The sequence below is a fragment of the Streptomyces coeruleorubidus genome, from assembly GCF_028885415.1.
GTDB lineage: Bacteria > Actinomycetota > Actinomycetes > Streptomycetales > Streptomycetaceae > Streptomyces > Streptomyces coeruleorubidus_A.
Genome location: NZ_CP118527.1, coordinates 43,579 through 65,892 on the forward strand (window position 1 = coordinate 43,579; position 22,314 = coordinate 65,892).

General features: G+C 72.6%; 21 protein-coding genes and 6 pseudogenes. 15 read left to right on the forward strand and 12 right to left on the reverse strand.

Going from position 1 to position 22,314, the window contains the following annotated elements; genetic code table 11:
• Positions 1 to 25: 25 nt before the first annotated feature.
• Together PV963_RS00235 and PV963_RS00240 are read right to left on the reverse strand one after the other, a co-directional pair.
• Positions 26 to 1,033 carry a trypsin-like serine peptidase gene (locus PV963_RS00235; protein ID WP_274813640.1) on the reverse strand — a complete coding sequence of 336 codons (1,008 nt, stop codon included), beginning with the start codon at positions 1,031 to 1,033 and terminating at the stop codon, positions 26 to 28.
• Positions 1,034 to 1,378: 345 nt separating this feature from the next.
• Positions 1,379 to 1,834: pseudogene (locus tag PV963_RS00240) on the reverse strand (SRPBCC family protein); the annotation flags it as partial.
• Between the two features lie 230 nt (positions 1,835 to 2,064).
• Here PV963_RS00240 and PV963_RS00245 point away from each other — a divergent pair.
• Entirely contained in the window at positions 2,065 to 2,457 is a 393-nt protein-coding gene (locus tag PV963_RS00245) for a hypothetical protein (RefSeq protein ID WP_274821898.1), read from the forward strand.
• A gap of 43 nt (positions 2,458 to 2,500) precedes the next feature.
• Here the strand turns inward: PV963_RS00245 and PV963_RS00250 are convergent, their stop codons facing one another.
• A complete protein-coding gene (locus PV963_RS00250) occupies positions 2,501 to 3,130 on the reverse strand; it encodes a flavin reductase family protein (protein ID WP_274813641.1) in 630 nt (209 codons plus the stop codon).
• 66 nt (positions 3,131 to 3,196) lie between these two features.
• Here PV963_RS00250 and PV963_RS00255 point away from each other — a divergent pair, with 66 nt between their 5' ends.
• Positions 3,197 to 3,922: an ArsR/SmtB family transcription factor gene (locus PV963_RS00255; RefSeq protein ID WP_425540855.1), complete on the forward strand. Its 726-nt coding sequence runs from the start codon at positions 3,197 to 3,199 to the stop codon at positions 3,920 to 3,922.
• Between the two features lie 29 nt (positions 3,923 to 3,951).
• On the opposite strand, the gene PV963_RS00260 is transcribed toward PV963_RS00255, so the two are convergent.
• Entirely contained in the window at positions 3,952 to 4,239 is a 288-nt protein-coding gene (locus PV963_RS00260; RefSeq protein WP_274813643.1) for a zinc-ribbon domain-containing protein, read from the reverse strand.
• A 79-nt stretch (positions 4,240 to 4,318) separates the two neighbouring features.
• Between PV963_RS00260 and PV963_RS00265 the strand changes: the two genes are divergently transcribed.
• Positions 4,319 to 4,903, forward strand: a complete 585-nt coding sequence (locus tag PV963_RS00265) for a DUF5949 family protein (RefSeq protein WP_342456338.1) — start codon at positions 4,319 to 4,321, stop codon at positions 4,901 to 4,903.
• Between the two features lie 53 nt (positions 4,904 to 4,956).
• Here PV963_RS00265 and pgm read toward each other — a convergent pair whose 3' ends face one another.
• Positions 4,957 to 6,597, reverse strand: a complete 1,641-nt coding sequence (gene pgm, locus PV963_RS00270) for a phosphoglucomutase (alpha-D-glucose-1,6-bisphosphate-dependent) (protein WP_274813644.1) — start codon at positions 6,595 to 6,597, stop codon at positions 4,957 to 4,959.
• A 249-nt stretch (positions 6,598 to 6,846) separates the two neighbouring features.
• On the reverse strand, positions 6,847 to 7,275 hold the full coding sequence (locus tag PV963_RS00275; RefSeq protein WP_274813645.1) for a hypothetical protein: 429 nt from the start codon (positions 7,273 to 7,275) through the stop codon (positions 6,847 to 6,849).
• A 138-nt stretch (positions 7,276 to 7,413) separates the two neighbouring features.
• Here PV963_RS00275 and PV963_RS00280 point away from each other — a divergent pair, with 138 nt between their 5' ends.
• A complete protein-coding gene (locus tag PV963_RS00280; protein WP_274813646.1) occupies positions 7,414 to 7,560 on the forward strand; it encodes a hypothetical protein in 147 nt (48 codons plus the stop codon).
• Positions 7,561 to 7,675: 115 nt separating this feature from the next.
• The gene (locus PV963_RS00285) at positions 7,676 to 8,548 is read left to right on the forward strand and encodes a hypothetical protein (RefSeq protein ID WP_274813647.1); all 873 of its coding nucleotides are present in this window, start codon (positions 7,676 to 7,678) and stop codon (positions 8,546 to 8,548) included.
• A 6-nt stretch (positions 8,549 to 8,554) separates the two neighbouring features.
• Here PV963_RS00285 and PV963_RS00290 read toward each other — a convergent pair whose 3' ends face one another.
• Positions 8,555 to 9,505: a TIGR01777 family oxidoreductase gene (locus PV963_RS00290; RefSeq protein WP_274813648.1), complete on the reverse strand. Its 951-nt coding sequence runs from the start codon at positions 9,503 to 9,505 to the stop codon at positions 8,555 to 8,557.
• A gap of 113 nt (positions 9,506 to 9,618) precedes the next feature.
• Here PV963_RS00290 and PV963_RS00295 point away from each other — a divergent pair, with 113 nt between their 5' ends.
• A complete protein-coding gene (locus PV963_RS00295; protein ID WP_150484911.1) occupies positions 9,619 to 9,948 on the forward strand; it encodes an antibiotic biosynthesis monooxygenase family protein in 330 nt (109 codons plus the stop codon).
• Positions 9,949 to 10,302: 354 nt separating this feature from the next.
• On the opposite strand, the pseudogene PV963_RS00300 reads toward PV963_RS00295, so the two are convergent.
• From PV963_RS00300 to PV963_RS00310, 3 genes and pseudogenes are all read right to left on the reverse strand, one after another.
• A pseudogene (locus PV963_RS00300) lies at positions 10,303 to 10,443 on the reverse strand (DNA-binding response regulator); the annotation flags it as partial.
• On the reverse strand, positions 10,443 to 10,598 hold the full coding sequence (locus PV963_RS00305) for a hypothetical protein (protein ID WP_274813649.1): 156 nt from the start codon (positions 10,596 to 10,598) through the stop codon (positions 10,443 to 10,445). The gene PV963_RS00305 and the pseudogene PV963_RS00300, both read right to left, overlap by 1 nt.
• A gap of 173 nt (positions 10,599 to 10,771) precedes the next feature.
• A pseudogene (locus PV963_RS00310) lies at positions 10,772 to 12,123 on the reverse strand (diacylglycerol/lipid kinase family protein).
• Between the two features lie 319 nt (positions 12,124 to 12,442).
• Between PV963_RS00310 and PV963_RS00315 the strand changes: the two are divergent.
• The 5 genes and pseudogenes from PV963_RS00315 (at position 12,443) to PV963_RS00335 (ending at position 16,702) form a co-directional block, all read left to right on the forward strand.
• Positions 12,443 to 12,949: an SRPBCC family protein gene (locus PV963_RS00315; protein WP_274813650.1), complete on the forward strand. Its 507-nt coding sequence runs from the start codon at positions 12,443 to 12,445 to the stop codon at positions 12,947 to 12,949.
• On the forward strand, positions 12,949 to 14,007 hold the full coding sequence (locus PV963_RS00320) for an LLM class flavin-dependent oxidoreductase (RefSeq protein ID WP_274813651.1): 1,059 nt from the start codon (positions 12,949 to 12,951) through the stop codon (positions 14,005 to 14,007). Before PV963_RS00315 ends, PV963_RS00320 begins: the two co-directional genes overlap by 1 nt.
• A gap of 86 nt (positions 14,008 to 14,093) precedes the next feature.
• Positions 14,094 to 14,498, forward strand: a complete 405-nt coding sequence (locus PV963_RS43365) for a hypothetical protein (protein ID WP_342456339.1) — start codon at positions 14,094 to 14,096, stop codon at positions 14,496 to 14,498.
• A gap of 503 nt (positions 14,499 to 15,001) precedes the next feature.
• Positions 15,002 to 15,502, forward strand: coding sequence for a hypothetical protein (locus PV963_RS00330; RefSeq protein ID WP_274813652.1), 501 nt, complete (start codon positions 15,002 to 15,004; stop codon positions 15,500 to 15,502).
• Positions 15,503 to 15,599: 97 nt separating this feature from the next.
• Positions 15,600 to 16,702: pseudogene (locus tag PV963_RS00335) on the forward strand (GNAT family N-acetyltransferase).
• A gap of 48 nt (positions 16,703 to 16,750) precedes the next feature.
• Here the strand turns inward: PV963_RS00335 and PV963_RS00340 are convergent.
• A complete protein-coding gene (locus PV963_RS00340; RefSeq protein ID WP_274813653.1) occupies positions 16,751 to 17,341 on the reverse strand; it encodes an AMIN-like domain-containing (lipo)protein in 591 nt (196 codons plus the stop codon).
• A gap of 655 nt (positions 17,342 to 17,996) precedes the next feature.
• On the opposite strand from PV963_RS00340, the pseudogene PV963_RS00345 reads away from it, so the two are divergent.
• From PV963_RS00345 to PV963_RS00360, 4 genes and pseudogenes are all read left to right on the forward strand, one after another.
• Positions 17,997 to 19,706, forward strand: a pseudogene (locus PV963_RS00345) (SpoIIE family protein phosphatase); the annotation flags it as partial.
• Positions 19,707 to 19,890: 184 nt separating this feature from the next.
• Positions 19,891 to 20,061 carry a hypothetical protein gene (locus tag PV963_RS43370; RefSeq protein WP_342456424.1) on the forward strand — a complete coding sequence of 57 codons (171 nt, stop codon included), beginning with the start codon at positions 19,891 to 19,893 and terminating at the stop codon, positions 20,059 to 20,061.
• 157 nt (positions 20,062 to 20,218) lie between these two features.
• A pseudogene (locus tag PV963_RS00355) lies at positions 20,219 to 20,883 on the forward strand (ANTAR domain-containing protein).
• Between the two features lie 375 nt (positions 20,884 to 21,258).
• Positions 21,259 to 21,987 carry an ankyrin repeat domain-containing protein gene (locus PV963_RS00360; RefSeq protein ID WP_274813654.1) on the forward strand — a complete coding sequence of 243 codons (729 nt, stop codon included), beginning with the start codon at positions 21,259 to 21,261 and terminating at the stop codon, positions 21,985 to 21,987.
• Positions 21,988 to 22,000: 13 nt separating this feature from the next.
• On the opposite strand, the gene PV963_RS00365 is transcribed toward PV963_RS00360, so the two are convergent.
• Positions 22,001 to 22,180 carry a hypothetical protein gene (locus PV963_RS00365; RefSeq protein ID WP_274813655.1) on the reverse strand — a complete coding sequence of 60 codons (180 nt, stop codon included), beginning with the start codon at positions 22,178 to 22,180 and terminating at the stop codon, positions 22,001 to 22,003.
• Positions 22,181 to 22,314 lie beyond the last annotated feature (134 nt).

Sequence of the window (22,314 nt, forward strand, 5' to 3'; positions counted from 1 at the left end):
ACCCGGCTCCCGGCCGGCCGGTGGCTCAGGACGACTGAGCGCTCCGGTACAGGTTCTGCGCGTCCGCGCCGAAGTACGGGCCGTACATGGCGTTGGGCAGGAAGTTGTACTTGAAGCTGTTCACCGAGGACTGCAACCCGGCCCCGGTGGCCTCGTCGAACTGGGTGAACCACGGGCCGCCGCTGGAGCCGCCCGTCATGTTGCAGGTCATACCGTGATCGCTGGACAGCAGGAAGTCCCGGTAGGTGGTGCCGCTGCAATAGATGAACTTCTCGCCGTCGTAGGGAGCGGCGGCCGGGAAGCCGAAGGCGTACATGGCCTTGTTGTAGCCGGTGTTGAAGGCCAGGCCCTGGCCTCCGACGACGTCGGTCAGCTTCTTTCCGTCCAGCGGGGCGACAACGGCCGCGCCGATGTCGTAGTTGATGTCCTCACTGGCCGTCCACTGCGGCGTGGAGAGGGTCTTGGACGCGGCCCAGGTGCCGTACGGGCGCTGCCCGTCGTGGTAGCCGGGCACGAACACCCAGTTGGTGTGCCAGGCGCCCTCCATCTTCACGCAGTGGCCCGCGGTGATCACAGTGCTCTTGTTGGCGCTGGTGACGGCGTTGCCGGAGCAGGAGGCCGTACGGCCCTGGTAGGTGAAGAACACCCGCCCCGCGGTCTTGGTCACCGCTCCGCCCCCGGTCCAGGGACCGCCACCGTTCGGGATCGCCAGAGGTCCCGCGTCGGCGGCGGGCGTGCTGGGTGCCACGACGGTCGCCTTGCCTTTACGGGGTGCCGATGCCCGCACGTCGGAACGGTCGACGGACAGCACGTCCAGCGGGGTGGCCGCGCGCATCCGCTGCGGGGTCCAGAAGGCGAGGGCGCGTTCCTGCGCCGAGGGCACCACCGCTCCGGGGTCGGGCGCGGCGCTCGCCGGGGTGGCGGTGACGCCGGTCGCCAGCAGTGCGGCGACGCCGGCGAGTGAGCCGAGCACGGTGCGGCGAACACGGGCGCCGCCACCGGAGGAGCGAAGGCTACGAGGTGTGCCTGTCACGCGGTCTCCTTCTGCTGTGGGGCCGGGTGGCGGGGGCGTCCACCCGGTCAGGAAGGGGTGTCACTGCGAACCAGAGGGCAGCGTGCCACCGGGAGACCGATTTGGACAGGTGCATGCCACGGAGATGACCGAAACCCCACACATTCCCCTCGCCGGGGACACGGGCGCATCAGGGACACGGGTACGTCGCGGACACCGGCCCATCAGAGACACGGGCGCATCGGGGACAAGGGGGCATCAGGGACAAGGGCGGGCACAAAAGAACCCGGCCTCCACCGGGTCTGTGGTGGAGGCCGGGGCCGGAAGAGCGGGGCCCTGGGTGTCAGAGGGGGTGGGGCCGGTGCCGCCGGGCCGGATGCGGCCGCGCCAGGCGCCGGACTCGGCTCCGCGCTCCTCGATGTACTGCTTGAAGCGCTTCATGTCACCCTTGACCCGCCGGTCGATCGTGCCGAGCATGTCCCCGGCCTTCTCCACGGCTCCGCTGGGCTCGATGTCCAGCACGAGCTCCACGCGGGTGTGGGTGTCGTCGACGCGCTCGAAGCGGACCGAGCCCTTCTGGTTGGTGTCTCCGCTGGTCGTGCGCCAGGTGACACGCTCGTCGGGCAGCTGGTCGACGATCTCGGTGTCGAACTCGCGCCGTACTCCGCCGATCTTGGTGGTCCAGTGGTTGTGACGGTCGTCGAGCTGCCTTACCTCCTCGACGCCCTCCATGAAGTTCGGGAACTCCTCGAACTGGGTCCACTGGTTGTAGGCGGTGTGGAGCGGGACGTCGACTTCCACGGTTTCCTTGACGGTGCTCATCTGTATGCCTCCGTTTTCCTGATCGACTGCTGGAGGCCCATCGGCCCACACACAGGTCCGGGCCCGTGGCGGGACGAGTACCCGGGATCTTGCGGTTGCCACACGGTTCCCTGCGGTCAGGGAAAGGGGATCAGTGCTGTCCGGGAAAGGGAACGGAACCGGCCCGGCCACCGGTCGAACATGGATACGATCCCGGCGTGCGTCTCCCCCGCTCGGCCTCCGGCTGGACCATGGCCGTCTTCGGCGTGCTCGCCGCCGCCCTCGGGGCGGTGGGCCTGCTCTCACCGGCCGCGCAGCTGTCGCTGCTCGGTCTCGCCGCCCCGGGCGAGCGTGCCGCCGGGGACTTCACGCCCGCGTTCATGACGGCGTCGTCCATGGCGGCTCTCAACATGGGCGTGTACTACGTGCTGGCGGCGCTGGCCGACTGGCGGGCCTTCTTCCGGTGGACCGTGCCGTTCCGGCTGCTCACCTGCACGGTCTTCACTGTCGCGGCGCTCAGCGGGCGAGCGCCGGGCGTCTTCGTCGGTGTCGGTCTGTGGGAGGGCGCGGGGGCGGTCGCCACGGGCGCGGCACTGCTGCTGGAGCGGCGCCGCCGGGCGGGCGGGCCGGCGCCCGCACCGTGACCGGGCGGGCCAGGACCAGCTCTCTGGTCACGGTGCGGGCGGGTCAGGCGGCGGGGGCGGTGGCCCTGGCCGTCTCCGAGCGGAAGCCGCGGCCGAACTCGGGGGCCAGGCCGTGGTAGTGGCGGAAGTTGTAGATGAGCGGGCTCCAGACGGCCGGGTCGATGTGGTGGGTGCCGGGCACGACGACGCGTTCGGCGGCGTGGACGCGCAGGACCTCGCACTCGACGCTGAAGAAGAGGCCCGCTCCGCCGGGCGTCAGCGCGCGTGCCCGTGCCTCCAGTTGGAGGGCGCACTCGGCGACGCGCGGCGGCTTCACGAGGTCGGCGGCGGCCGGGGTGAGCCCGGCCGCCGCGAACTTGTCCGGCTCGTAGCGGTACAGCGCCCGCTTGGCCTCCGGCACCGGGTGGGCCCCGGTGAGCGGGGCGAGGCGTTCCACGTGTTCCCACAGCTCCGGGGAGGCGATGTTGATCACGAGTTCCGGTCGCTCGGCGAGGTTGCGCACGGTCCGGCTCTCGCTGCCGATGCCCAGGACGATGTGCTGTCCCAGGGCCCATGCGGAGGAGATCGGGGCGAGATTGCAGGTGCCGTCCTCGTTCTCGGTGGTCAGCAGCACGACGGGCGTGCCGAAGTAGAGGACGCTCGGCTGGATCACTCGGTGGGTGTCGGTCGTCATGGCTCAGGACGCTACGGGCGGGACGTTTCGATGCGCGTCGAAGTGTCGGCCGGGGACAATCAGCCGGTGACCAGCCTCGACGTCCATGCCGAAGAACCGGATCTCGCCTCACTGGGGACGCTGCTGGCCGATCGCACGCGCGCCGCGATCTGTCTCGCCCTGCTCGACGGCCGCGCCTGGACGGCCTCCGAGGTGGCCCGCCTCGCCGGTGTCGCGCCATCCACGGCCACGAGCCACCTGAACCGGCTGGTGGCCGGTGGTCTGCTGGCTCAGGAGCGCCGGGGCCGGCACCGCTATGTGCGTCTGGCGGACCCCGGCATCGCGGAGATGATCGAGGCGCTGGCGGCCAGGGCGCCCCGCCGGCTGGTCCCGGTCCGTTCGCTCACCGCCGCCCGCCGGCACCGCGCCGTCGGCTTCGCCCGGGTCTGCTACGACCATCTCGGCGGCTCCCTCGCCGTGGCGACGACCGAGGCCATGACCGCTCGTGGGCTGTTGTCCTGGGAGTCCGGCCCGGCACTCACCGCGTCCGGCGCGGCATGGCTGACGGGCCTCGGGATCGCGGACGAGGCGGTGGGGGCGGCGGGCCGTCCGCATGTGCGCACCTGCCTGGACTGGACGGAACAGCGCCTGCATCTGGCGGGCGCGGTGGCCGCGGCCCTGTTCCACCGCGCGCTGGAGGCGTCCTGGCTCGTGCCCGGCGACGGCTCCCGCGTCGTGCGGCTGACGGACCAGGGACGCGACGCCTTCCGACAGCACCTGGGCCTGGCGGACGAGGTGCTCACGGCCGGCTGAGCACCTCCCCCGCCCCGGGACGGCCGGGCTCAGAACCGGTGTTGCTGCTGCGGCTGCCCGTACGTCTGGCCGCCGTTGCCACTCGCGCTCTGGGCCTGCAACTGCTCCGCCTGTTCCTTGGTCACCTTCTGTTCCGCACCGCAGAAGGTGCACTGCGTGAGGTACTTCGTCGAGATCGGGAACAGCGGCACGAAGAACAGCGTGAACTTCGTGACGCGCTTCCTGAGCGTGTGGGCGGCGGGGTTGCCGCACTGGCCGCAGACCAGCGTCAGTATCGCCAGCTGGTACAGGTACCCCTTGGTGCCGAAGATGATCACGTGACGGTCCTTCCCGGGTCGGATCTTCCCCCAGTGTCCTGTATCGCGTTCCACCCCGGCGAACCGGTACCCGAGGCGGATGTGCCCTCGTTCGTGTGGAGAGCCCGGCGGGGCGTGGTCCAGTCGGGTGAGAGCGGGCCGAGTGCCTCCGGGTGCGCCGTTACGGTTCCGCGGTGACCTCGATCTCCCCCGAAACGCAGCCCGTGCACACCGGCGACCTGGGCTCCCTCGTCGTCATGTCCTGGCGGAGCACATCCCCACCGGGGACGTTCCGTACGTCCTGGCCTGCTCCCTCGGAGACGGTGCGAACGGCCCGGAGGCCACGTCGAAGGCCATCGAGCAGTTGCTGACCGGCGCCGGCCTCCCTCCGGGCGAGGGCCTCGTCCACGCGACCCAGCGGCCGAGCCTGCCGGTCGGCCTGCTCGTCGTGCCCGGGTCGGCCGTCCTCACCGTGCAGCACCTCAAGTCCCAGTTCGTCCCGCCGTCGACCTGGCTGCAGGCCGTGGGCGAACTCGGGTACGCCTACCTCATCTTCGCGACCCGGCCGTGGCCGGAGGGCGCCGAGCCGGGCGACTTCGAGACGCTGTCCGCCTTCACGTCCGACGAGGACGTGCTGGCGTCGGCCGCGCATGTTGTCCTGCCCGCCCGGAGCCTGCGCAGCTGAAGCCCACCCGGCCCGGGCCACCGTGACGTGGCCCGGGCCGTCCCGTGCCGTGCTCAGGCCGAAAGTGCCGTCAGCACCACCGTCTTGGCCTCTTCCTGGACCTGGCGGAGGTGGTCGGGCCCGCGGAACGACTCGGCGTAGATCTTGTAGACGTCCTCGGTGCCCGAGGGGCGGGCCGCGAACCAGGCGTTGTCGGTGGTCACCTTGATGCCGCCGATGGGTTCGCCGTTGCCGGGGGCTTCGGTGAGCACCGCGGTGACCGCGTCCCCGGCCAGGGTGTCCGCCCTGACCTGGGCCGGGGAGAGCTTGGCGAGCAGGGCCTTCTCCTCGCGGGACGCCGGGGCGTCGATCCGCGCGTACGCCGGTTCGCCGAAGCGGGCGGTCAGTGCGGCGTAGTGCTCCGAGGGGGTCTTGCCGGTGACCGCCGTGATCTCGGAGGCGAGCAGCGCCAGGATGATGCCGTCCTTGTCGGTGGTCCACACGGAGCCGTCCCGGCGCAGGAAGGACGCCCCGGCCGACTCCTCCCCGCCGAAGCCGATGGTGCCGTCGACCAGCCCGTCCACGAACCACTTGAACCCGACGGGCACCTCGGCCAGTTCACGGCCCAGGTCGGCGGCGACCCGGTCGATCATGGCGGAGGACACCAGGGTCTTGCCGACACCGGCGGTGGCAGGCCAGCGGCCGCGGTGGGCGTACAGGTAGGAGATGGCGACGGCGAGGTAGTGGTTGGGGTTCATCAGGCCCGCGTCCGGGGTGACGATGCCGTGCCGGTCGGCGTCGGCGTCGTTGCCGGTGGCGACGTCGAATCGGTCGCGCTGCTCGATGAGCGAGGCCATCGCGTACGGCGACGAGCAGTCCATACGGATCTTGCCGTCCCAGTCCAGCGTCATGAACCGCCAGGTGGGGTCGGTGTGCGGGTTGACCACGGTGAGGTCGAGGCCGTGCTGGTCGGCGATCCGGCCCCAGTAGGCGACGGACGCCCCGCCCAGCGGGTCCGCCCCGATGCGCACCCCGGCCGCGCGGATCGCGTCCAGGTCGAGCACGCCGGGCAGGTCGGTGACGTAGGTGCCCAGGAAGTCGTAGCGGCCGGTGGTGGCCGCGGCGAGGGCCCGGGCGTGGGGGATGCGCCGTACGTCCTTCAGGCCGCTGCGGATGATCTCGTTCGCCCGGTCCTGGATCCAGGAGGTCGCGTCGGAGGCGGCGGGGCCGCCGCTGGGCGGGTTGTACTTGAACCCCCCGTCGGCGGGCGGGTTGTGGGACGGGGTGACGACGACGCCGTCCGCGAGAGTGGTGGTGCGGCCGCGGTTGTGGGTGAGGATGGCGTGCGAGACGGCCGGGGTCGGCGTGTAGCCGTCCGCCTCGTCGATCAGCACGGTCACCTCGTTGGCGGCGAACACCTCCAGCGCGGTGACCCGCGCGGGCTCCGACAGGGCATGGGTGTCGGCGCCCAGGAACAGCGGGCCGTCGATGCCCTGGGCCGCGCGGTACTCGCAGATGGCCTGGCTGGTCGCGGCGATGTGGTCGTCGTTGAACGCGCCGGCCAGTGAGGTTCCGCGGTGTCCGGAGGTGCCGAACGTGACGCGCTGCCCCGGGTCGTCCAGGTCGGGGTGGAGCGCGTAGTACGCGGTGACCAGCCGAGCGACGTCGACGAGATCTTCGGGACCGGCCGGACTGCCCGCTCGCTCGTGCTGCATGGGCCCGCTCCTCCACATGGGTGTAATTCTTCGCTTGCGCTCTCATCCTTCCTCGTCACAGCCGTCACGCGCGAGAGGGGCACCGCTGTGAGGGCCGGATGTGCGCCAAGCCACGCGGCGGACCGGCGGCCCGGCTGTCCGCGCCAGGAACCACGAGGAGGCGGCGCCGCGTACCACCGGGACACCCGGTGCTGCGCCGCGCCGCCTTCCGGCCTTGTGGGCGTCCTGCCGGGCGCCCTCCGCCTCGGGTCAGATCCGCCCGCCGGTGAGCCGGGTGAGCGGGCCGTGCGTGTGGCGTTCCGCGCGGCGTCCCACCGCGTACGACGCGGCGCTCAGGGCGGTCAGCCCGGCCCCGACGCCCGCGGCGACGCCCTTGCGGTGGGCGATCGTCGTCCAGGCCGTCTTCGCCGTGGCGGCGACGTGGCCCGAGGCCGCGACGACCGCCTGGCGGCCCGCCTCGACACTCCTGGCCGCGGTCTGCACGGCCGCCGTCGTCGTCTCGGCCGAGCGTTCGGCGCCGGCCTTGACGGCTGACGCCGCATTATCGGCCTTGGCCGACGCGCGCTTCGCGGCCCGGGTCGTCGGCGCGGTGGCCTTGTCCGCGGTGCTGCGGGCCTTGGACTCGGTCGTCCGTATGGTGGTCGGCTTCTGATTCGTGCGCTTGTTCTCTTCGGTCATGGACTCCGACTTGCCTCTGACTCCGGCGGCAAACACGTTCGGTCGCGCACCGTCCGGGCGGGCGAAGGGCTGAGCACCTCGTCGGAGGGGTAAGCGAGCTACAGGCAAGACGACGTCAGAACACGAGGGAAGTGCATCATGGCCGGCATCCTGAATCGCATCAAGCAGTTCGCCCGGAGCCCGCAGGGGCGGCGGGCCGTCGAGCAGGCACGGCGAGCCGCCGCAGATCCTCGCAAGCGGGCCCAGGCCCAGCGGCTGCTGGGCAAGCTCCGCGGCCGCCGCTGACCGGTCCGCACCGGCCGCACCGGAATTCTCCCGAGACCAACTCTTCGAGCGCATACGTGTGTTCATGCCCGGCATGGGCACTTGGGTCGCACCACACCCGAGAGGAGCTGGTTCGATGGGCAGGGCAGGGAACGGCAGGAAGGTCTGTGCCTTAGGCGTCGCCGGTGTGCTGGCCGGCACGGTGCTGGTCGGCTGCGGCGACGACGACGGCACGGGTGACCGCGCACGGGGTTCCTCGGCCGGAGGCAACGCACAGGAGCAGGGCACGCAGGCGGTGCGCTCGGCCTACGACAGGACGGCCGAGGAGGACACCGCCAAGGTGAGGCTGCGCGTGCAGACCTCGGCCCAGGGCGCCTCGCAGACCGCGAACGGACAGGGCGCCGTGGACCTGGACGACGGCGACAGCGTCATGACGCTCACGGTGCAGGGGCAGCGGATCGAGCAGCGGGTGATCGATCAGGTGCTGTACCAGAAGATGCCGGAGGGGCAGGCGCCGGGCGGCAAGCCCTGGATCAAGATCGACCTGGGGAAGGTCGCCGCACAGCAGGGCGCGGGCGACCGGTCCATGAGCGATCCGGCACAGTCCGCGGCCTACGCCAAAGCGATCACCGACAAGGACGTGACGGAGAAGGGCACGGCCACGATCGACGGCGTCCGGACCACGCACTACCGCGTCTCCGTCGACGTCGCCGGGCTGCCCGACGGAGACACGCTGCGCCAGCAGGTCGGCCCGACTCTGCCGATGGACGTGTGGCTCGACGAAGAGGGCCGCATGCGCCGTCAGCAGATCGACATGACCCTCAAGTCCGCCCCGGGCTCGACGGAACGGTCCTCCAGCGACACCTCGTCCTCGCCTCAGCGGGTGACGGTGCGCACGGTCATGGACTTCACCGACTTCGGCACCGAGGTGGAGGCGGACGCGCCCCCGGCCGGGCAGGTCACCGACATGACCGGCAAGGCCCTGGAGCAGGGCAAGGGGCAGAGCTGACCCAACTCACCGCACGCCGCGGCTGCGGAACCTCCGTACGAGGTCGTCCGCGGCCGCCGGCCAGTCGGGACGGCCGAAGGTGAAGCCCGCGTCCAGGAGGCGGCCGGGGACGACGCGGCGGCTCTTCAGCAGCAGTTCGGTGTCCGAGCGCAGGGCGAAGGCGCCGGCCTCGGCCATCCAGCGCGTCGCGGGCAGGCCCACCGGGACGCCCCAGGCGCTCCGCAGGGCGCGCATGAAGTCGCGGTGCGGCAGGGGCGCGGGAGCGGCGAGATTGACCGGCCCCGTGATGTCGTCCCGGGCGATGAGGAACTCGACCGCCCGGACGAAGTCCTGGTCGTGGATCCACGACACGTACTGTGCGCCGCCGGCGACGGGGCCGCCGAGGCCCAGCCGGGCCAGCCGCAGCAGGACGTCGAAGACGCCGCCGCGGTCCGGGCTCATCACCATGGCGGCACGCAGAGCCACCTTCCGGGTGTCCGGGGTGTCGGCCGTCTCCTGCTCCCGCTCCCAGGCCTTGGCGATGTCGACGCTGTAGGCCCAGTAGCCGGGGGCGTCGGGTTCGGTGCCTCCGATCACACCGGTGGCCTCGTCGTTGGGCGCGTCGTAGCGGTGGGCGTAGACGGTCGCGGTGCTCATCTGGAGCCAGATCCGGGGCGGTCGGGCGGCCGCGGTGATCGCCTCGCCCACGACCCGGGCGGAGTGGACCCGTGAGTCCATCATCTCGCGGAGGTTGGCGGGGGTGTAGCGGCAGTTCACGCTCCGGCCGGCCAGGTTGACCACGACGTCGCTGCCGTCGATCTCCCCCGCCCACGGACCCAGGGTCGCGCCGTCCCAGTGCACTTCGTCCCGCTGCCGCGGACGCCTGCTGAGCACCACGACGTCATGTCCGGCCGCGCTCAGCGCCCGCTTCAGGACGGTGCCGACCTGCCCGGTGCCGCCGGGTATCACGATCTTCATGTCACTCCCCCTCGATGTATGGGAGTGACCCTAGCTCATATTTGAACGCGTTCAAAACACTCGATGGCGTGGGACTCAGCCTGCGCAGATGTGCCATCGGGCAAGATGGGGCCATGAGCGTAGTCAAGATCAATGTGCTGACCGTGCCCGCCGAGCAGCGGGAGACGCTGGAGAAGCGGTTCGCCTCCCGCGCGCACACCGTGGAGAGCTCCGACGGGTTCGAGTGGTTCGAGCTCCTCCGCCCCGTGGAGGGCACCGACACCTACCTCGTCTACACCCGGTGGCGTGACGAGGCGTCGTTCCAGGCCTGGATGGAAGGACCGATGAAGGCCGCGCACCAGGGCGGCGGCGAGGGAGGCGAGCGCCCCAAGCCCGCGGCGAGCGACTCGACGCTCTGGTCGTTCGAGGTGGTACAGCAGGCGGGGCCGAAGGGCGCCTCGTGATCCAGGGGAAAACCCTTTAGCCGTCGCCCTGTTCCACCGCCGATTCCGCCGTGAGTACGAGGATCGCGATCTGTACGCGGTTCTCAAGAGCCCGCGGGCGACCAGTTCCGCGACGTCCCGTTCGCGCCGGGTGAGTGCGTCCAGCGGGTCGCCCGGGCCGCCGGGCGGCCCGCCGGCCTGTGACGAGCGGGGCCGCACGCCGGACAGCAGCGGCGCCGGCAGGTCGGAGAACGCCCGAATCAGCCGCCGCGTGACCGTCGGCGCGAGCTTCGCCTCGCCCGCCGCGACCACTCCGATCGCCTCGACCAGCAGCTCCGGCGTGGTGTTCTTCAGCAGGAACCCGCCGGCCCCGGCGCGCAGCGCGGCGTGCACGTACTCGTCCACGTCGAACGTCGTCAGCACCAGCACGCGCGGTCGCGGCCCCGGGTGCGGCCAGCCCTGGAGGATCCGCGCGGTCGCCCCCACCCCGGTCATGCCGGGCATCCGTACGTCCATCAGCACCACGTCCGGGCGCGGTTCGTACGCCGTCTCGACGGCCCGCGCGCCGCCTCGCCCACCACCTCGACGTCCGTACGCCGCAGCATGGCCCGCAGTGCCGTCCTGACCAACTCCTGGTCGTCCACGGTCAGCACCCGCACCGGCGGCGTCATCGGCCGTCCCGGCAGGCCAGTCCCTCTCGCACGGGGACGGCGCCGGCGTGCTTGCGTACGTTCGACAACGCCTCCTGCACGACGCGGTACCGCAGCTCCGCGGGGGTAGGCCGTACGGCGTGGTAACGGGGGTCGGTGGTGCCTCCCCGGGGGACGGCGGCCGGAGGCCGTGCTCAGGTGCGCCAGGAGCGCGAGGGTGCGGCGGTACGGCCGACCGCCGCCGCCAGCTTGCGGAGCCGGCGCCAGTCCAGTCGGGGTGGCGCCTCGGGGACCCCGGGGCGGTTGCGCGGCACCCGGACGCGCAGGGCGCGGCGGGCGATGCGGCAGTGGACGGGGCGGGCAGGGTGAGCGCCTCGCCGTCGAGGCCGACCTCCAGGTGCGGTGCGTCGGCCTCGACGACCACGTGCTGGGCGGTGAGCACCGTGAGCCCCTCCGGGCGCGGGGCCAGCAGGAGTTCGGCCGCTTCCACGGCACTGTCGACGCGGACGGCGAGCACGCCCAGCTTTCCGGAGTCGAGGCGCTCGCGCCGACCGAAGCCGAACGGATCGTCCATGCGGTACGGGTTGTTGCTCACCAGCACGGCCTGCGGGTCGGCGATGGTGGTGCCGTCGGCGCCCGCCGTCAGCCGCGGGCCGCTCTGCCGGGTGAGCAGCTCCGGCAGCCGCTCCAGCGCCGCGCCGACCTTGTCCTCGCGATAGCCCGGGCTCTGGACGACGGCCCCGTACACGCCGAACGACGCGTTGTTGACGAAGGGCCGGTCGTCGGCGAAGCCGAGGTCGACGCGGAGTTCGACCCCGTCGGTGAGGGCGTCGAGGCACGTGGACGGATCGTCGCGGTCCAGGCCCAGGTCCATGGCGAAGTGGTTGCGCGTGCCGGCCGAGATGACGAGGAACGGCAGGCCGTGTTCCGCCGCGACGGCGGCGACCAGAGCCTGCGTGCCGTCGCCGCCCGCGACTCCGAGCAGGTCGGCTCCGTCGGCCACGGCGGCCCTGGCCAGCGCGGAGACGTCCTGGTGCTTCTCCGGGTCGAGGAGGACGACCTGGGCGCCCAGCGCCTCGGCCTTCTCCTTGAGGCCGAACTTCCCGACCTTGCCGCCGCCGGAGCGGGGGTTGAGCAGGAGGAAGGGGCGCTTCGGCGGTGGCGTGCGGTACTCCTTGACCCGTACCGGCCGCAGGCCCGTGCTGCGCAGGGCGTAGCGGCCGCTCCAGACCGCCAGGCACCACAGCAGCAGGGACGCGAAGACCACCCAGAGGAGATTCGCGGCCGCGAAAACGATGATGACGGCGACGGGGGTGACGACGGCCAGTGCGGCCGACGCCGTCCGGGCCGGTCCCCGGCGGGACAGGACCCACCAGAGTGCCGCCGCGGTCAGGGCGAGTCCCGCCAGGCCGGCCGCGAGCAGCAGCAGTCCTTTCAGACCGCCGGTCACCAGGGGCAGCGACGCCGCCAGCGCGACCGCGGCCAGGGCTCCCCTGGCCGCCCATCTCTGCCGGCGGTGACACCGCTCGCTCATCGCCGATCCCATGAGGTCCCTCCGCTCGAAGGCGCGGGCGGGCCTTCCAGGCCGCGCCCGGCCGTGAAACATGGTGCCCGCCGACGGATCGGCATGGCCACTGCCATCCCTGATGGCTCCCCTGCCGTGGCGCACGTCAGACGTGACGATCTTCCGGGGCGGAGCCATCGGTAGCGTACGCGGCCCTTGTGAGCGCGGTTCCGCGCCCCGGGGCACATCGGCGCTCACCGGCTCGGCCGCTGTCGACAGTGACTTCGCACTCCCTCTTGACCTGTTGAGTCTTATTACGCAACTCTGCTGCCACAGTTCCTGTCGAGGAGGCCGGCACGCGATGGAGTGGACGGGCGCGCGGTATGCGGACAGACCGACGGTCGAGGTGACGACGTGGATCGCCGCCCCGCCGGGGCGGGTGTGGGCGCTGGTGTCGGACGTGACGCGCATGCCCGAGCTGAGCGAGGAGTTGCAGTCGGTGCGGTGGGTCGACGGGGCCACTGGTCCCGCGGTCGGGGCCCGGTTCGTCGGGCGGAACAAGCACGAGGCGTTCGGCGAGTGGGAGACGACCTCCACGGTCGTCGCGTGCGAGCCCGGGCGGGTGTTCTCCTGGGCGGTCGGGGATCCGGCCGAGCCCAGTGCCGTCTGGCGGTTCGGCCTCACGCCCGGGAACGGCGGGACCGAGCTGTCGCAGTGGATGCGCATGGGACCCGGGCGCTCCGGGCTCTCCTTCGCGATCGACGCCATGCCGGAGAAGGAGCAGAAGATCGTGTTCGTGAGGTTGCGGGAGTTCGAGCGCGGCATGACCGCCGCGCTGGAGCGCATCCGGCAGTGGGCTCAGGCGTGATGCGGACGGCGACGACCGTCGAGGCGTCGGGCCTCGGCTCCTGGTCCCGGCAGGCCGACTTCGTCGTCGAGGCCGAGAAACTGGGGCTCGACGTCTGCTGGGTGGCCGAGGCGTGGGGCTCCGACGCCCCGTCCGCCCTGGGCTTCTACGCGGCCCGTACGGAACGGATGCTGCTGGGCTCGGCGGTCATGCAGGTCGGGACGCGCACGCCGGTGGCTCTCGCACAGACGGCGATCACCCTGTCCAACCTGTCCGGCGGACGTTTCCTGCTCGGTCTCGGCCCGTCCGGTCCACAGGTGATGGAGGGCCTCCACGGAGTGCCGTTCGCCCGTCCCCTGGCTCGCGTGCGCGAGACGGTGGAGATCGTGCGGCAGGTGCTCGCGGGCGGCAGAATCTCCTACCCTGGCTCGGAGTTCAGGATTCCGCTGCCCGGCGGGGAGGCGGTGCCGATGCGCCTGTCCATGCGGGCCGAGCACGCCGTGCCCGTCTATCTGGCCGCGCTGTCGCCCGCCATGCTGCGACTGACCGGCCAGGTCGCGGACGGCTGGCTCGGCACCAGCTTCGTACCGGAGGGCGCGGCGGACGCCTACTTCGCTCCGCTGGACGAGGGACTGGCCGCCGCCGGCCGCAGCCGCGCCGGCTTCGACGTCTGCCAGGGCGCCGAGGTCGCGTTCGCCCGGGACGAGGAGGCGCTGGCCGCCATGGTCGCGGGCCGGAAGAAGGAACTCGCCTTCAGCCTGGGCGGCATGGGCTCGGCGTCGGCCAACTTCTACAACCGGGCCTACAGCCGGCAGGGCTGGGCCGAGGTCGCGGCGGAGGTACGGGAGCGCTGGCAGGCGGGCGACCGGGACGGAGCGGCCGGTCTGGTGACCGACGAGATGGTGCTGGCCACCACGCTCATCGGCACGGAGGAGATGGTGCGGCGGCGGCTGCGCGTCTGGCGGGACGCCGGGGTGGACACGGTCCGCCTCTACCCGGCCGGGGAGAGCCTCGATGAGCGGCTCAACACCCTCGGCAGGGCGATCGAGTTGGTCCGCGAGACCGGCGGCGCGGTCTGAACCCGGCGGGCGGGTAGGCTCCCGTGCCGATCGCCGGAGGACACGGCCAAGCCGATCACCGGTGACACGACCAACAGGGGGACTTCGTGCAGGCCAGGGCCAGCGTAACCGCGCTCGCATGCCTGCTGGCGGGCGCCGCCCTGACCGGGTGCGGCGCCGGCGGCACCGGCGAGGAGAAGTCCGCCGGCGACATCCTCGACGAGGCCAACGCGACGATGCGGAAGCTGAACTCCGTCACCGTCGACATCACCAACCGCACGACGAGCGGCGGTTCGGTCACCAACCGCCTCGTGACCGACCTCGACAGCCGGTGCAGATCCCGGACCACGTGGTCCGGGGGCAGCGCCCTGGAGCAGATCCGGCTCGGCGAGACCGACTACGTCCGGCCGAACCGGGCCTACTTGCAGAAGTGGAAAGAGCTATCCGGGCCTCACGGGCGAGCAGCGGCTGTGGGTGAAGACGCCGGTGGATCCGGCCGGCAGGGGCGGTGACGGTCTCGCCTCCTGCGAACGGCCCTTCGACTCGTTCGGCACCGCGCGCAAAGGCGGCTCCGCCCGCGTCGAGGGCACGAAGGCCGTCGAGCTGATCGTGACCGACAAGGCGGACAAGGAGGGGACGTACACCTTCTACGTGGCCGCCGAAGGCAAGCCGTACCTGCTCAGGACGGTCTACAAGAGCGCCGCACAGCACACCACCACCTCCTTCAGCGCCTTCGACGAGCCGCTCGACATCCGGGCACCGAAGGCGTGCGAGGTGCTGAGCGTGCCGGGCGGCCGCCGACCTGGCGCCGGAGGAGAGTCGTCGACAGCGCTTTCCGTTGGAATTCGGCAGCAAGTGGCCGAGCGGGGCGAATCGGCTCACAAAGGCTTGACGGGGCGGGATGGGCTCGGCCTACTGGAAGGCGCAGCCGGCCGTGTCGGGGGTCTGGTCCGGTGCCGGCCCGGTGGGCCGAATCGCTCCGTCCTCCCCCACCGAGACGCAGGTCAGGGGTCTGATGGTGCGGCGACGTTGGGCAGCGGCGGTGGGCCTGGCGGTGTGCCTGCTGTTGCTGCATCTCGCCGTCCCGGGGCTCGCGCAGGGCGGGCGCACGGCTGAGGCCGCGGTCACGGCGGCGGTGGATGCGGTGGATGCGGTGCAGCCGGGGGCGGCTTCGGGCGCCGGGGCCGAAGGGGCCAGGGCCGAAGGGGCCAGGGGCGAAGGGGCCGAGGCCGAAGGGGCCGGCGGCGAAAGGCCCAGGGACGAAAGGACCCGCGGCGAAACACCCAAGGCCGAAAGCGCCGGGGAGCCCTGTCCGTACGAGGAGGAGCCGTCGGTCCGGCAGCAGGCGGCACGGACGCCGAGGGCGGCGGGAGCGGCCCGGGCGGGCGCCGTGGTGAGCGGTGCGCCCGTGGTGGACCGGGGTGGTACGGACGTCCGAGCGGCGGGCACGGCCCGGCGTCCGGAGACGGTCGCATCCGCCCCGGACGCCGTCGAGTTACAGACGTTCCGCTGCTGAGTGACGGCAGTACCGACCAGGGCCTGCGCCGTGCGGCCCGAGTACTGCCTGGTGCCGGTACGCGGTGAGGTGCAGGCCTTCGTGTGTCCCCATGCCGATGACACAGGAGGCAGAGTTGCCCGGAAAGCGCGTTCTGATTCTGAAGCCGGACGAACTGAGCCCGACCGACCACAAGATGTGGCGGGAGATACGGACGGAGTCCGGAGCCCCGGCGAATCCTTTTCTCGACCCGGCGTTCACCACGGCCGTGGGACAGGTCAGGCCCGCGGCCAGAGTGGCGGTGTTGCAGGACGACGGCTCCCCGGTCGGATTCTTCCCGTACGAGAGGGGTCCCTTAGGGCAGGGCCGGGCCATCGGGCTCGGCGTGTCCGACAGTCAGGGGGCCGTGCTGCGCCCCGGGATCCGGCTCGACGCCCGCAGGTTACTGAGGTCCTGCGCGCTGTCGTCCTGGGAGTTCGACAACCTCGAAGCCGGCCAGGGGTGTTCGAACCCCACGCGGTCGAGGAGCTCGCGTCCCCGGTCGTCGACATCGGCGAGGGGTTCGAGCGGTACACGGCGCGGCTGCGGGCGAAGTCGCCGAGCTTCCTCAGACAGACCCTGGCCAAGGAGCGCAGGCTGGCCCGGCAGGTCGGCGAGGTGCGGTTCGCGTACGACGCCCGGGACCCGGACGCCCTGCGGGCGCTGATGGAATGGAAGTCGGCGCAGTACCGGCGGACCGGCCGGCGGGATCGGTTCGCGCAGGAGTGGATCACCCGGCTGGTGGGGCTGCTCGGGCGGAGCGAGGATCCGGAGTGCCGTGGCGTGCTGTCCGTGCTGTACGCGGCTGACCGGCCCGTGGCCGCGCACTTCGGTCTGCGCTCGCGCACGGTGCTGTCCTGGTGGTTCCCGGCGTACGACCGCGACTACGCCAAGTACTCCCCCGGCCTCGTGCTCCAGCTGAGGATGCTGGAGGCCGCGGCGGCCGACGGCGTCGAGACGGTCGATCTGGGGAGCGGTCCGGCCCGCTACAAGGAGTCCCTCAAGACTCGTGACCTGCGGGTGTACGAGGGGGTGGTGCTACGGCCGGTGCCGGGCGGGGCCGTCCACTGGCTGGGCCGGGAGCCCGCACGGGCCGCGCGCCGCTTCGTCCGCAACCGGCCCCGCCTGGCCGGCGCGGTGGCGCGGACACTGGAGGAAGTGGGGCGGCTGCGCGGTCACTGAGACCGGCCCGTCCGGGCGCCCGGCTCCGCAGAACCGGGCGCACCGCGGTCAGCTCGTGCCGCTCCAGCTGTGGGCGACGTCCACTATGACGCGGCCGTCGAGCTGCAACACCCGGAAGGGCAGCCGGGCGCGGACGCCGAGCCCGACCTGGGTCTCGCCCTCGAAGCTGCCGGCGAACCGGGTGTCCCGGAAGGTGCGGTAGCCGGTGAGGTCCACGCCCGGCAGCGGGCGCGCCACCCGGCCGGGATACGTGGCGGCGCCGGTCTCCGGGTCGTAGGCGGGCGCGGCCACCCGTACCTCGAGGACGGCTCCGCCGGCCACGGGGATGTGCCGGCCCGATCCGTCCTGGTGGAGCTGGTCGACGTAGCGGACGGAGTAGCCGACGTCGCTGCCCCCGCCGGGCAGGTCGATGACCATCCGGTCGAAGCAGGCGTGACGGCCGGTCCGGATGTCCTTCACCGGCGCGAGCGTGGCGCTGGTGTCGGTCTTGGGCAGGCTTCCCCAGCCGGTCGGGCAGGTCGTGGCCTGAGTGGCGGCCTGGGGGGTGGCGACCGGTGCGGCACCGGCCGGGACCGCCGCCACGCCCACCGTGGCGCCGACGAGCGCGAGAGTCGCGCATGCTGTTCTGATTCGTACCATTACTGCCCCCGAGGCTCGGATGTTGCTGATATCGGGTGAGACGGCCGATGGGACCGAAAGGTTGCACCCACCGCGCCGGACCGCCGACCATGGCACATCCTGGTGGGGAGCGATGGGGTCCGGTGCGTCCGTACCGGGAGGACGCGAGATGGATGAGGCAACCGCCGTACCGGACGGGCCGCGGCCACCCGAGGGCCGGAGCCGGGGCGGTGGTGACGGCCGGGTCCGGACCGGGGACACCGGCTGGATCGAGGATGCCCTGACCGCTCCGCTGATCGAGGCCGTACGGGACCTCGAGGGCTATGGCGGACTGGTCTACCTGCGCTCGCGCGACCGGCGTTCGCTCGTGCTCGCGATGGTGACCGGGGTGCCCCGGTCGCTGCTGAGGACCTGGTGGCGGGTGCCGGTGGGCGGTGCGCTGCCCATGGCGGAGGCCTACCGGCGGGGCGAGACCCTGTGGCTGCCCGACGAGCGGGCCACCATGCTGCGCTTCCCGCACTTCACCGCCGGGCTGCCGTACTCCTTCGGCTCGGCCTACCAGCCCCTCCGGGTCGGCGGGGAGCCGGTGGGTGTCCTGGTCGTACTGCGTTCGGCCGCCCGGTCGCCGATGGACGCGGAGGCGGTGGAACCGGCGCTGCGCCCCGCCGGGCAGGCCATGGAGGAGCGTCTGACCCGCCTCGCCGCCGCCCGGCCGGGCGCGGGCTGCGCCGCGTCCCCGATCGAGTACGACGACGAACCGGTCGGCGTGCGGCTTCCCACGCCCGCCGTCCACTCCGTCCGGGTCGGGCTCATCGACTGGGACCTGGACAGCGGCCGGTGCTCCGCGGACGATGAGGCCCTCGCTCTCCTCGGCATCGGCCGGGCGGACTTCGGCGGCACGATCGCGGACATCGAGGCCCGTGTCAGCCCCGACGACCTGCACGAACTGCGGGCGAGCCGGCACGACGCGCTCACGCTCGGCCGGGTCGGATCCCGGCACTTCCGGGTGCGGGACGACTCCGCGGGCGACGAGGAGGCCGGCTACCGGCCCGTCGAGCTGTGGGGGCACCTCGCGCGCGGTGGCACGGGTTCCGGCCGGATCCTGGTGGCGGCCCTCGTCGACGCGGTCAGCGGGCTCACCGCGGCCGAGGCCGCCGAGCGGCTGCCCGACGGTCTCTTCTCCCTGGACCAGGACGGCCGCCTGACGTACGCCAACCGCCGCTGCGAGGAGCTGCTGGGCGGCGACCGGGAGGCGCTCCTGGGCCGCTGTCCGTGGGAGGTGATCACCTGGCTCCGGGATCCCGCGTACGAGGACCGCTACCGGGCGGCGATGCTGTCGCAGGAGCAGGTGTCGTTCCTCGTGCGGCATCCCGCCGGGAACTGGCTGAGCTTCGTGCTGTACCCGGATGTGCACGGACTGACGGGCCGGGTCTATCCGACCGGCCCGCCCACCGGGGCCGAGGCGGCGCGCGAGGCCGGCTCCGCCGCCGGTCCCGTACCGGGGGCCACGGCTGCCGCACCGCCGCCCGGGCCGGTTGCCGCGGCGCGTGCCGGGGCGCTCTACCACGTGGTGCAGATGGCGAGCGTGCTCACCCAGGCGGTCACCGTCGAGGACGTCTGCCGGGCCGTGTCCGAGCAGCTGCTGCCCGCGTTCGGCGTCCGGGAGCTCGCCCTGTACACGGTCCGCGACGGCCGGATGTACCTGCTGTGGGAGTCGGGCTACCCGGAGGGCTTCCTCACCCCGTTCGAAGGTGTCACCCTCGACACGCAACTGCCCGGCGTGCACGCGCTGACCACGCGGCTGCCGCTCTTCTTCGAGTCGCCCGAGGACCTCTCCGTCGCCTACCCGGGCATCATCCTGGACCGTATGAGCGCCTGGTCGTTCCTGCCGCTGATCGCCTCCGGGCATCCCGTCGGCTCGTGCATCCTCGGCTGGGACGCCCCGCGCCGGTTCACCGCCGACGAGCGTTCCGCGCTCACCGCGCTGAGCGGTCTGGTCGCGCAGGCGCTGGAGCGGGCGCGGCTCTACGACGCCGAGTCCGCCGTCGCCCGCGGTCTCCAGGAGGGGCTGCTGCCGCACCGGCTGCCCGCCGTCGAGGGGCTGCGCACCACCGGACGCTATCTGCCCGGCACTCAGGGCATGGCCATCGGCGGCGACTGGTACGACGTGATCACCACGGGGCGTGGGGTGGCCCTGGTGATCGGGGACGTCGAGGGCCACAGTGTCGGCGCCGCCGCGGTGATGGGCCAGCTGCGCAGTGCCGTGCACGCCTTCGCCGCGAGCGAGCGGCCGCCGCAGGAGGTCATCGCGCACACCAACCGGCACCTGGCCGAGCTGGACGCGGACGTCTGCGCCACCTGCTGTTACATCGAGCTGGATCCGCGTACGGGGCGTGCGTCCGCCGTGCGGGCCGGGCATCCCCGCCGCTGCTGCGCCACCCCGACGGGCACGCCGAGACGCTGGATCTCGTGGGCGGCGTCATGCTGGGCGTGCAGCCCGACGCGGTCTATCCGTCACGGCGCTCACGCTGGCTCCCGGCAGCGTCCTCGCCCTGTACACCGACGGGCTCGTGGAGCAGCCCGGCAGCGACATCGAGACGGATATCGAGGAGGTCCGCCGCTGCCTTGCCGACACCCCGGCGGACTCGGTGGACCGTCTCGCCGACCGGCTGGTGCGAACGGCACGCCGCGCCCGGGAGCGGCCCGACGACGTGGCGCTGCTGCTGACGGCGTATCGCTGAGCGAACGGGCTGCCGGGGGTGCCCTCGCGCCCCGCCCCGCTTTTTCGCAGGTACCCCCCTCACGCGACCGGCGTCGACGGCGCGGCGCGGGGTACGGTGGGCGGGACGGGCGAGCGAGGCGGTGGTGGCGGTGGAGTGGCAGCGGTACGCCGAGCAGATGGCGATGCTCGCCCGGGATCTGGTGGCGCAGGACTCGGTGCAGGCGACGCTGGACGAGATCTCGGCAGCCGCTGTGAAGCTGGTCGAGGGCTGTGACGCGGCCGGGATCCTGGCGGTGTCCAAGGGCCGGGCCGTGACGCTCTCCGTGTGCGGCGACATGGTCGAGGAGTCCGACCGGTTGCAGGGCGAGCTGGGCGAGGGACCGTGCTTCGACGCGGCCCGGCGCGTGGACGGCGAGCGGTTGTTCCGCATCGCCGACATGACCGAGCCGCAGCCGTCCTGGCCGCGGTTCTCCAAGGCGGCCCGCGACCTCGGATCGGCAGCATGACCGGTGTGCTGCTCTACACCGGCCAGGAGGACTTCGGCGCGCTCAACCTCTACTCGCGTCGGCCGGGCGCCTTCGGCAAGGACATCGAGGCCGCGGGCTGGCTGCTCGCCTCCCATGCCGCCGTCGCGCTGGCCACCGCCCGCACCGTCGACCAGCTCGAGCACGCCCTGGAGACCCGGCACGCCATCGGGGAGGCCATGGGGATCCTCATGGAACGCCACCGGCTGAACGAGGACGAGGCCTTCGACGTGCTGCGGCGCATCTCCCAGCACCACAACATCAAGCTGCGCGACGTCGCCCGGCGCGTCCGCGCCGACGCCCCGGGCAAGGCCTGACCCGGGCGGCCGGGACGGGGCCTCACGCCGGGCCGCCGTCGGGGCGGGCGGCCCGCAGGAGGAGCCGTGACGTCGTCGGCGTGCTGTCCGGTGGGTGTCGTGTGGTGGACGAGCCTGCCGATGAGCCGTTCCAAGTCGTGGCCGTCGCCGGCGTCCAGGTGCCGGTCAGGTCGGACGTGCACCGGCCACGGCGCGGCCAGGGCCACCCCGGGGCGCCGTCCAGCGAACCGGCGCTCCCGGGCGGCTCGTTGCTCCCGGGCATGGCGTTCTCCCGTCGGCCGGGCCGCGGAAGGCGTGTGGTGCCGAAGGGCATGGCAAGGCATGGTGCCGTGCTGGCAGAATCGGAGGCCCTAGACGGCGACCGGGAGGCCGGCCTTGCAGACGCTCACATCGCAGGATCCACTGGCCCTCGCCGTCACCGAAGCGATCCGGGGCGGTGATCTGCCAGGGCTGCGGCAGCTGCTCGCCGAGCATCCTGGTCTGGCCACCGTCCGTATCACCGAGCACGGCGAGGACGGCAAGGGCACGCGCAGTCTGCTGCACATCGCGACCGACTGGCCCGGTCACTATCCCCATGGGCCCGAGGTCGTCGCCGCCCTGGTCGACGCCGGGGCCGATCCCAACGCCCGCTTCGGCGGTGCGCACGAGGAGACGCCGCTGCACTGGGCGGCGAGCAACAACGACGTGCCCGTCCTGGACGCGCTCATCGCCGCAGGGGCCGACATCGAAGCCCCCGGAGCGGTGATCGCCGGCGGCACACCGCTCGCCGACGCCCGCGCCTTCGGCCAGTGGCGCGCCGCGCACCGGCTCGTCGAGCACGGCGCCCGCACCACCCTCCAGGACGCCGCCACGCTCGGCCTGCTGGACCGGGTCCAGGCCTACGTCGAGGCCGGGGAGCCGCCCGCGCCCGACGAGATCACCAGCGCCTTCTGGGGCGCCTGCCACGGCGGTCACCTGACCACCGCGCAGTACCTCCACCGGCACGGCGCCGACATCGACTGGTGCGGCTACGACGACAGGACCCCGCTCGACATCGCCCGCGCCCAGGACGCCGACGACGTCGTGCGGTGGCTGCGCGGCCTGGATGCGCGGAGCCGCTCATAGCGTCCGGGGCGTCTCACAAGCAGTAGCGCACGAGCCACTCGTCCTGGTTGTAGGCGGTGCGCGCGGGGTCGGGCGTGCTGGCGGCGCGCTCTTCGACCATGTCCTCCAGGCGCACCGGCTCCGGCAGCGTCCCGAAGCGGGCCTGGCGTGCTGCGGCCTCCGACTCGCTGCTCCGCTGCGTCGCGTCGTCCACGGCGATTCCCCTCTCCGGCTGGTCTCTGGGACCGATCGGCCTACCTGGGCAAAGAGTTGACGCACGAGGCGGGCTCATGGTTCCCGCGGGGTCGCCCAGCCGTGGAAACGGCGGCTGCGGAAGTCGCCCTCGGG

Bases quoted from the DNA above. Each gene is read 5' to 3' on its own strand.
- PV963_RS00245 (WP_274821898.1), top strand. From the start codon at position 2,065: ATGGCCGTCTTCGGCGTGCTCGCCGCCGCCCTCGGGGCGGTGGGCCTG.
- PV963_RS00250 (WP_274813641.1), bottom strand. From the start codon at position 3,130: ATGACGACCGACACCCACCGAGTGATCCAGCCGAGCGTCCTCTACTTC.
- PV963_RS00265 (WP_342456338.1), top strand. From the start codon at position 4,319: ATGTGCCCTCGTTCGTGTGGAGAGCCCGGCGGGGCGTGGTCCAGTCGG.
- pgm (WP_274813644.1), bottom strand. From the start codon at position 6,597: ATGCAGCACGAGCGAGCGGGCAGTCCGGCCGGTCCCGAAGATCTCGTC.
- PV963_RS00275 (WP_274813645.1), bottom strand. From the start codon at position 7,275: ATGACCGAAGAGAACAAGCGCACGAATCAGAAGCCGACCACCATACGG.
- PV963_RS00280 (WP_274813646.1), top strand. From the start codon at position 7,414: ATGGCCGGCATCCTGAATCGCATCAAGCAGTTCGCCCGGAGCCCGCAG.
- PV963_RS00285 (WP_274813647.1), top strand. From the start codon at position 7,676: ATGGGCAGGGCAGGGAACGGCAGGAAGGTCTGTGCCTTAGGCGTCGCC.
- PV963_RS00290 (WP_274813648.1), bottom strand. From the start codon at position 9,505: ATGAAGATCGTGATACCCGGCGGCACCGGGCAGGTCGGCACCGTCCTG.
- PV963_RS00295 (WP_150484911.1), top strand. From the start codon at position 9,619: ATGAGCGTAGTCAAGATCAATGTGCTGACCGTGCCCGCCGAGCAGCGG.
- PV963_RS00305 (WP_274813649.1), bottom strand. From the start codon at position 10,598: ATGACGCCGCCGGTGCGGGTGCTGACCGTGGACGACCAGGAGTTGGTC.
- PV963_RS00315 (WP_274813650.1), top strand. From the start codon at position 12,443: ATGGAGTGGACGGGCGCGCGGTATGCGGACAGACCGACGGTCGAGGTG.
- PV963_RS00320 (WP_274813651.1), top strand. From the start codon at position 12,949: ATGCGGACGGCGACGACCGTCGAGGCGTCGGGCCTCGGCTCCTGGTCC.
- PV963_RS00330 (WP_274813652.1), top strand. From the start codon at position 15,002: ATGGTGCGGCGACGTTGGGCAGCGGCGGTGGGCCTGGCGGTGTGCCTG.
- PV963_RS00340 (WP_274813653.1), bottom strand. From the start codon at position 17,341: ATGGTACGAATCAGAACAGCATGCGCGACTCTCGCGCTCGTCGGCGCC.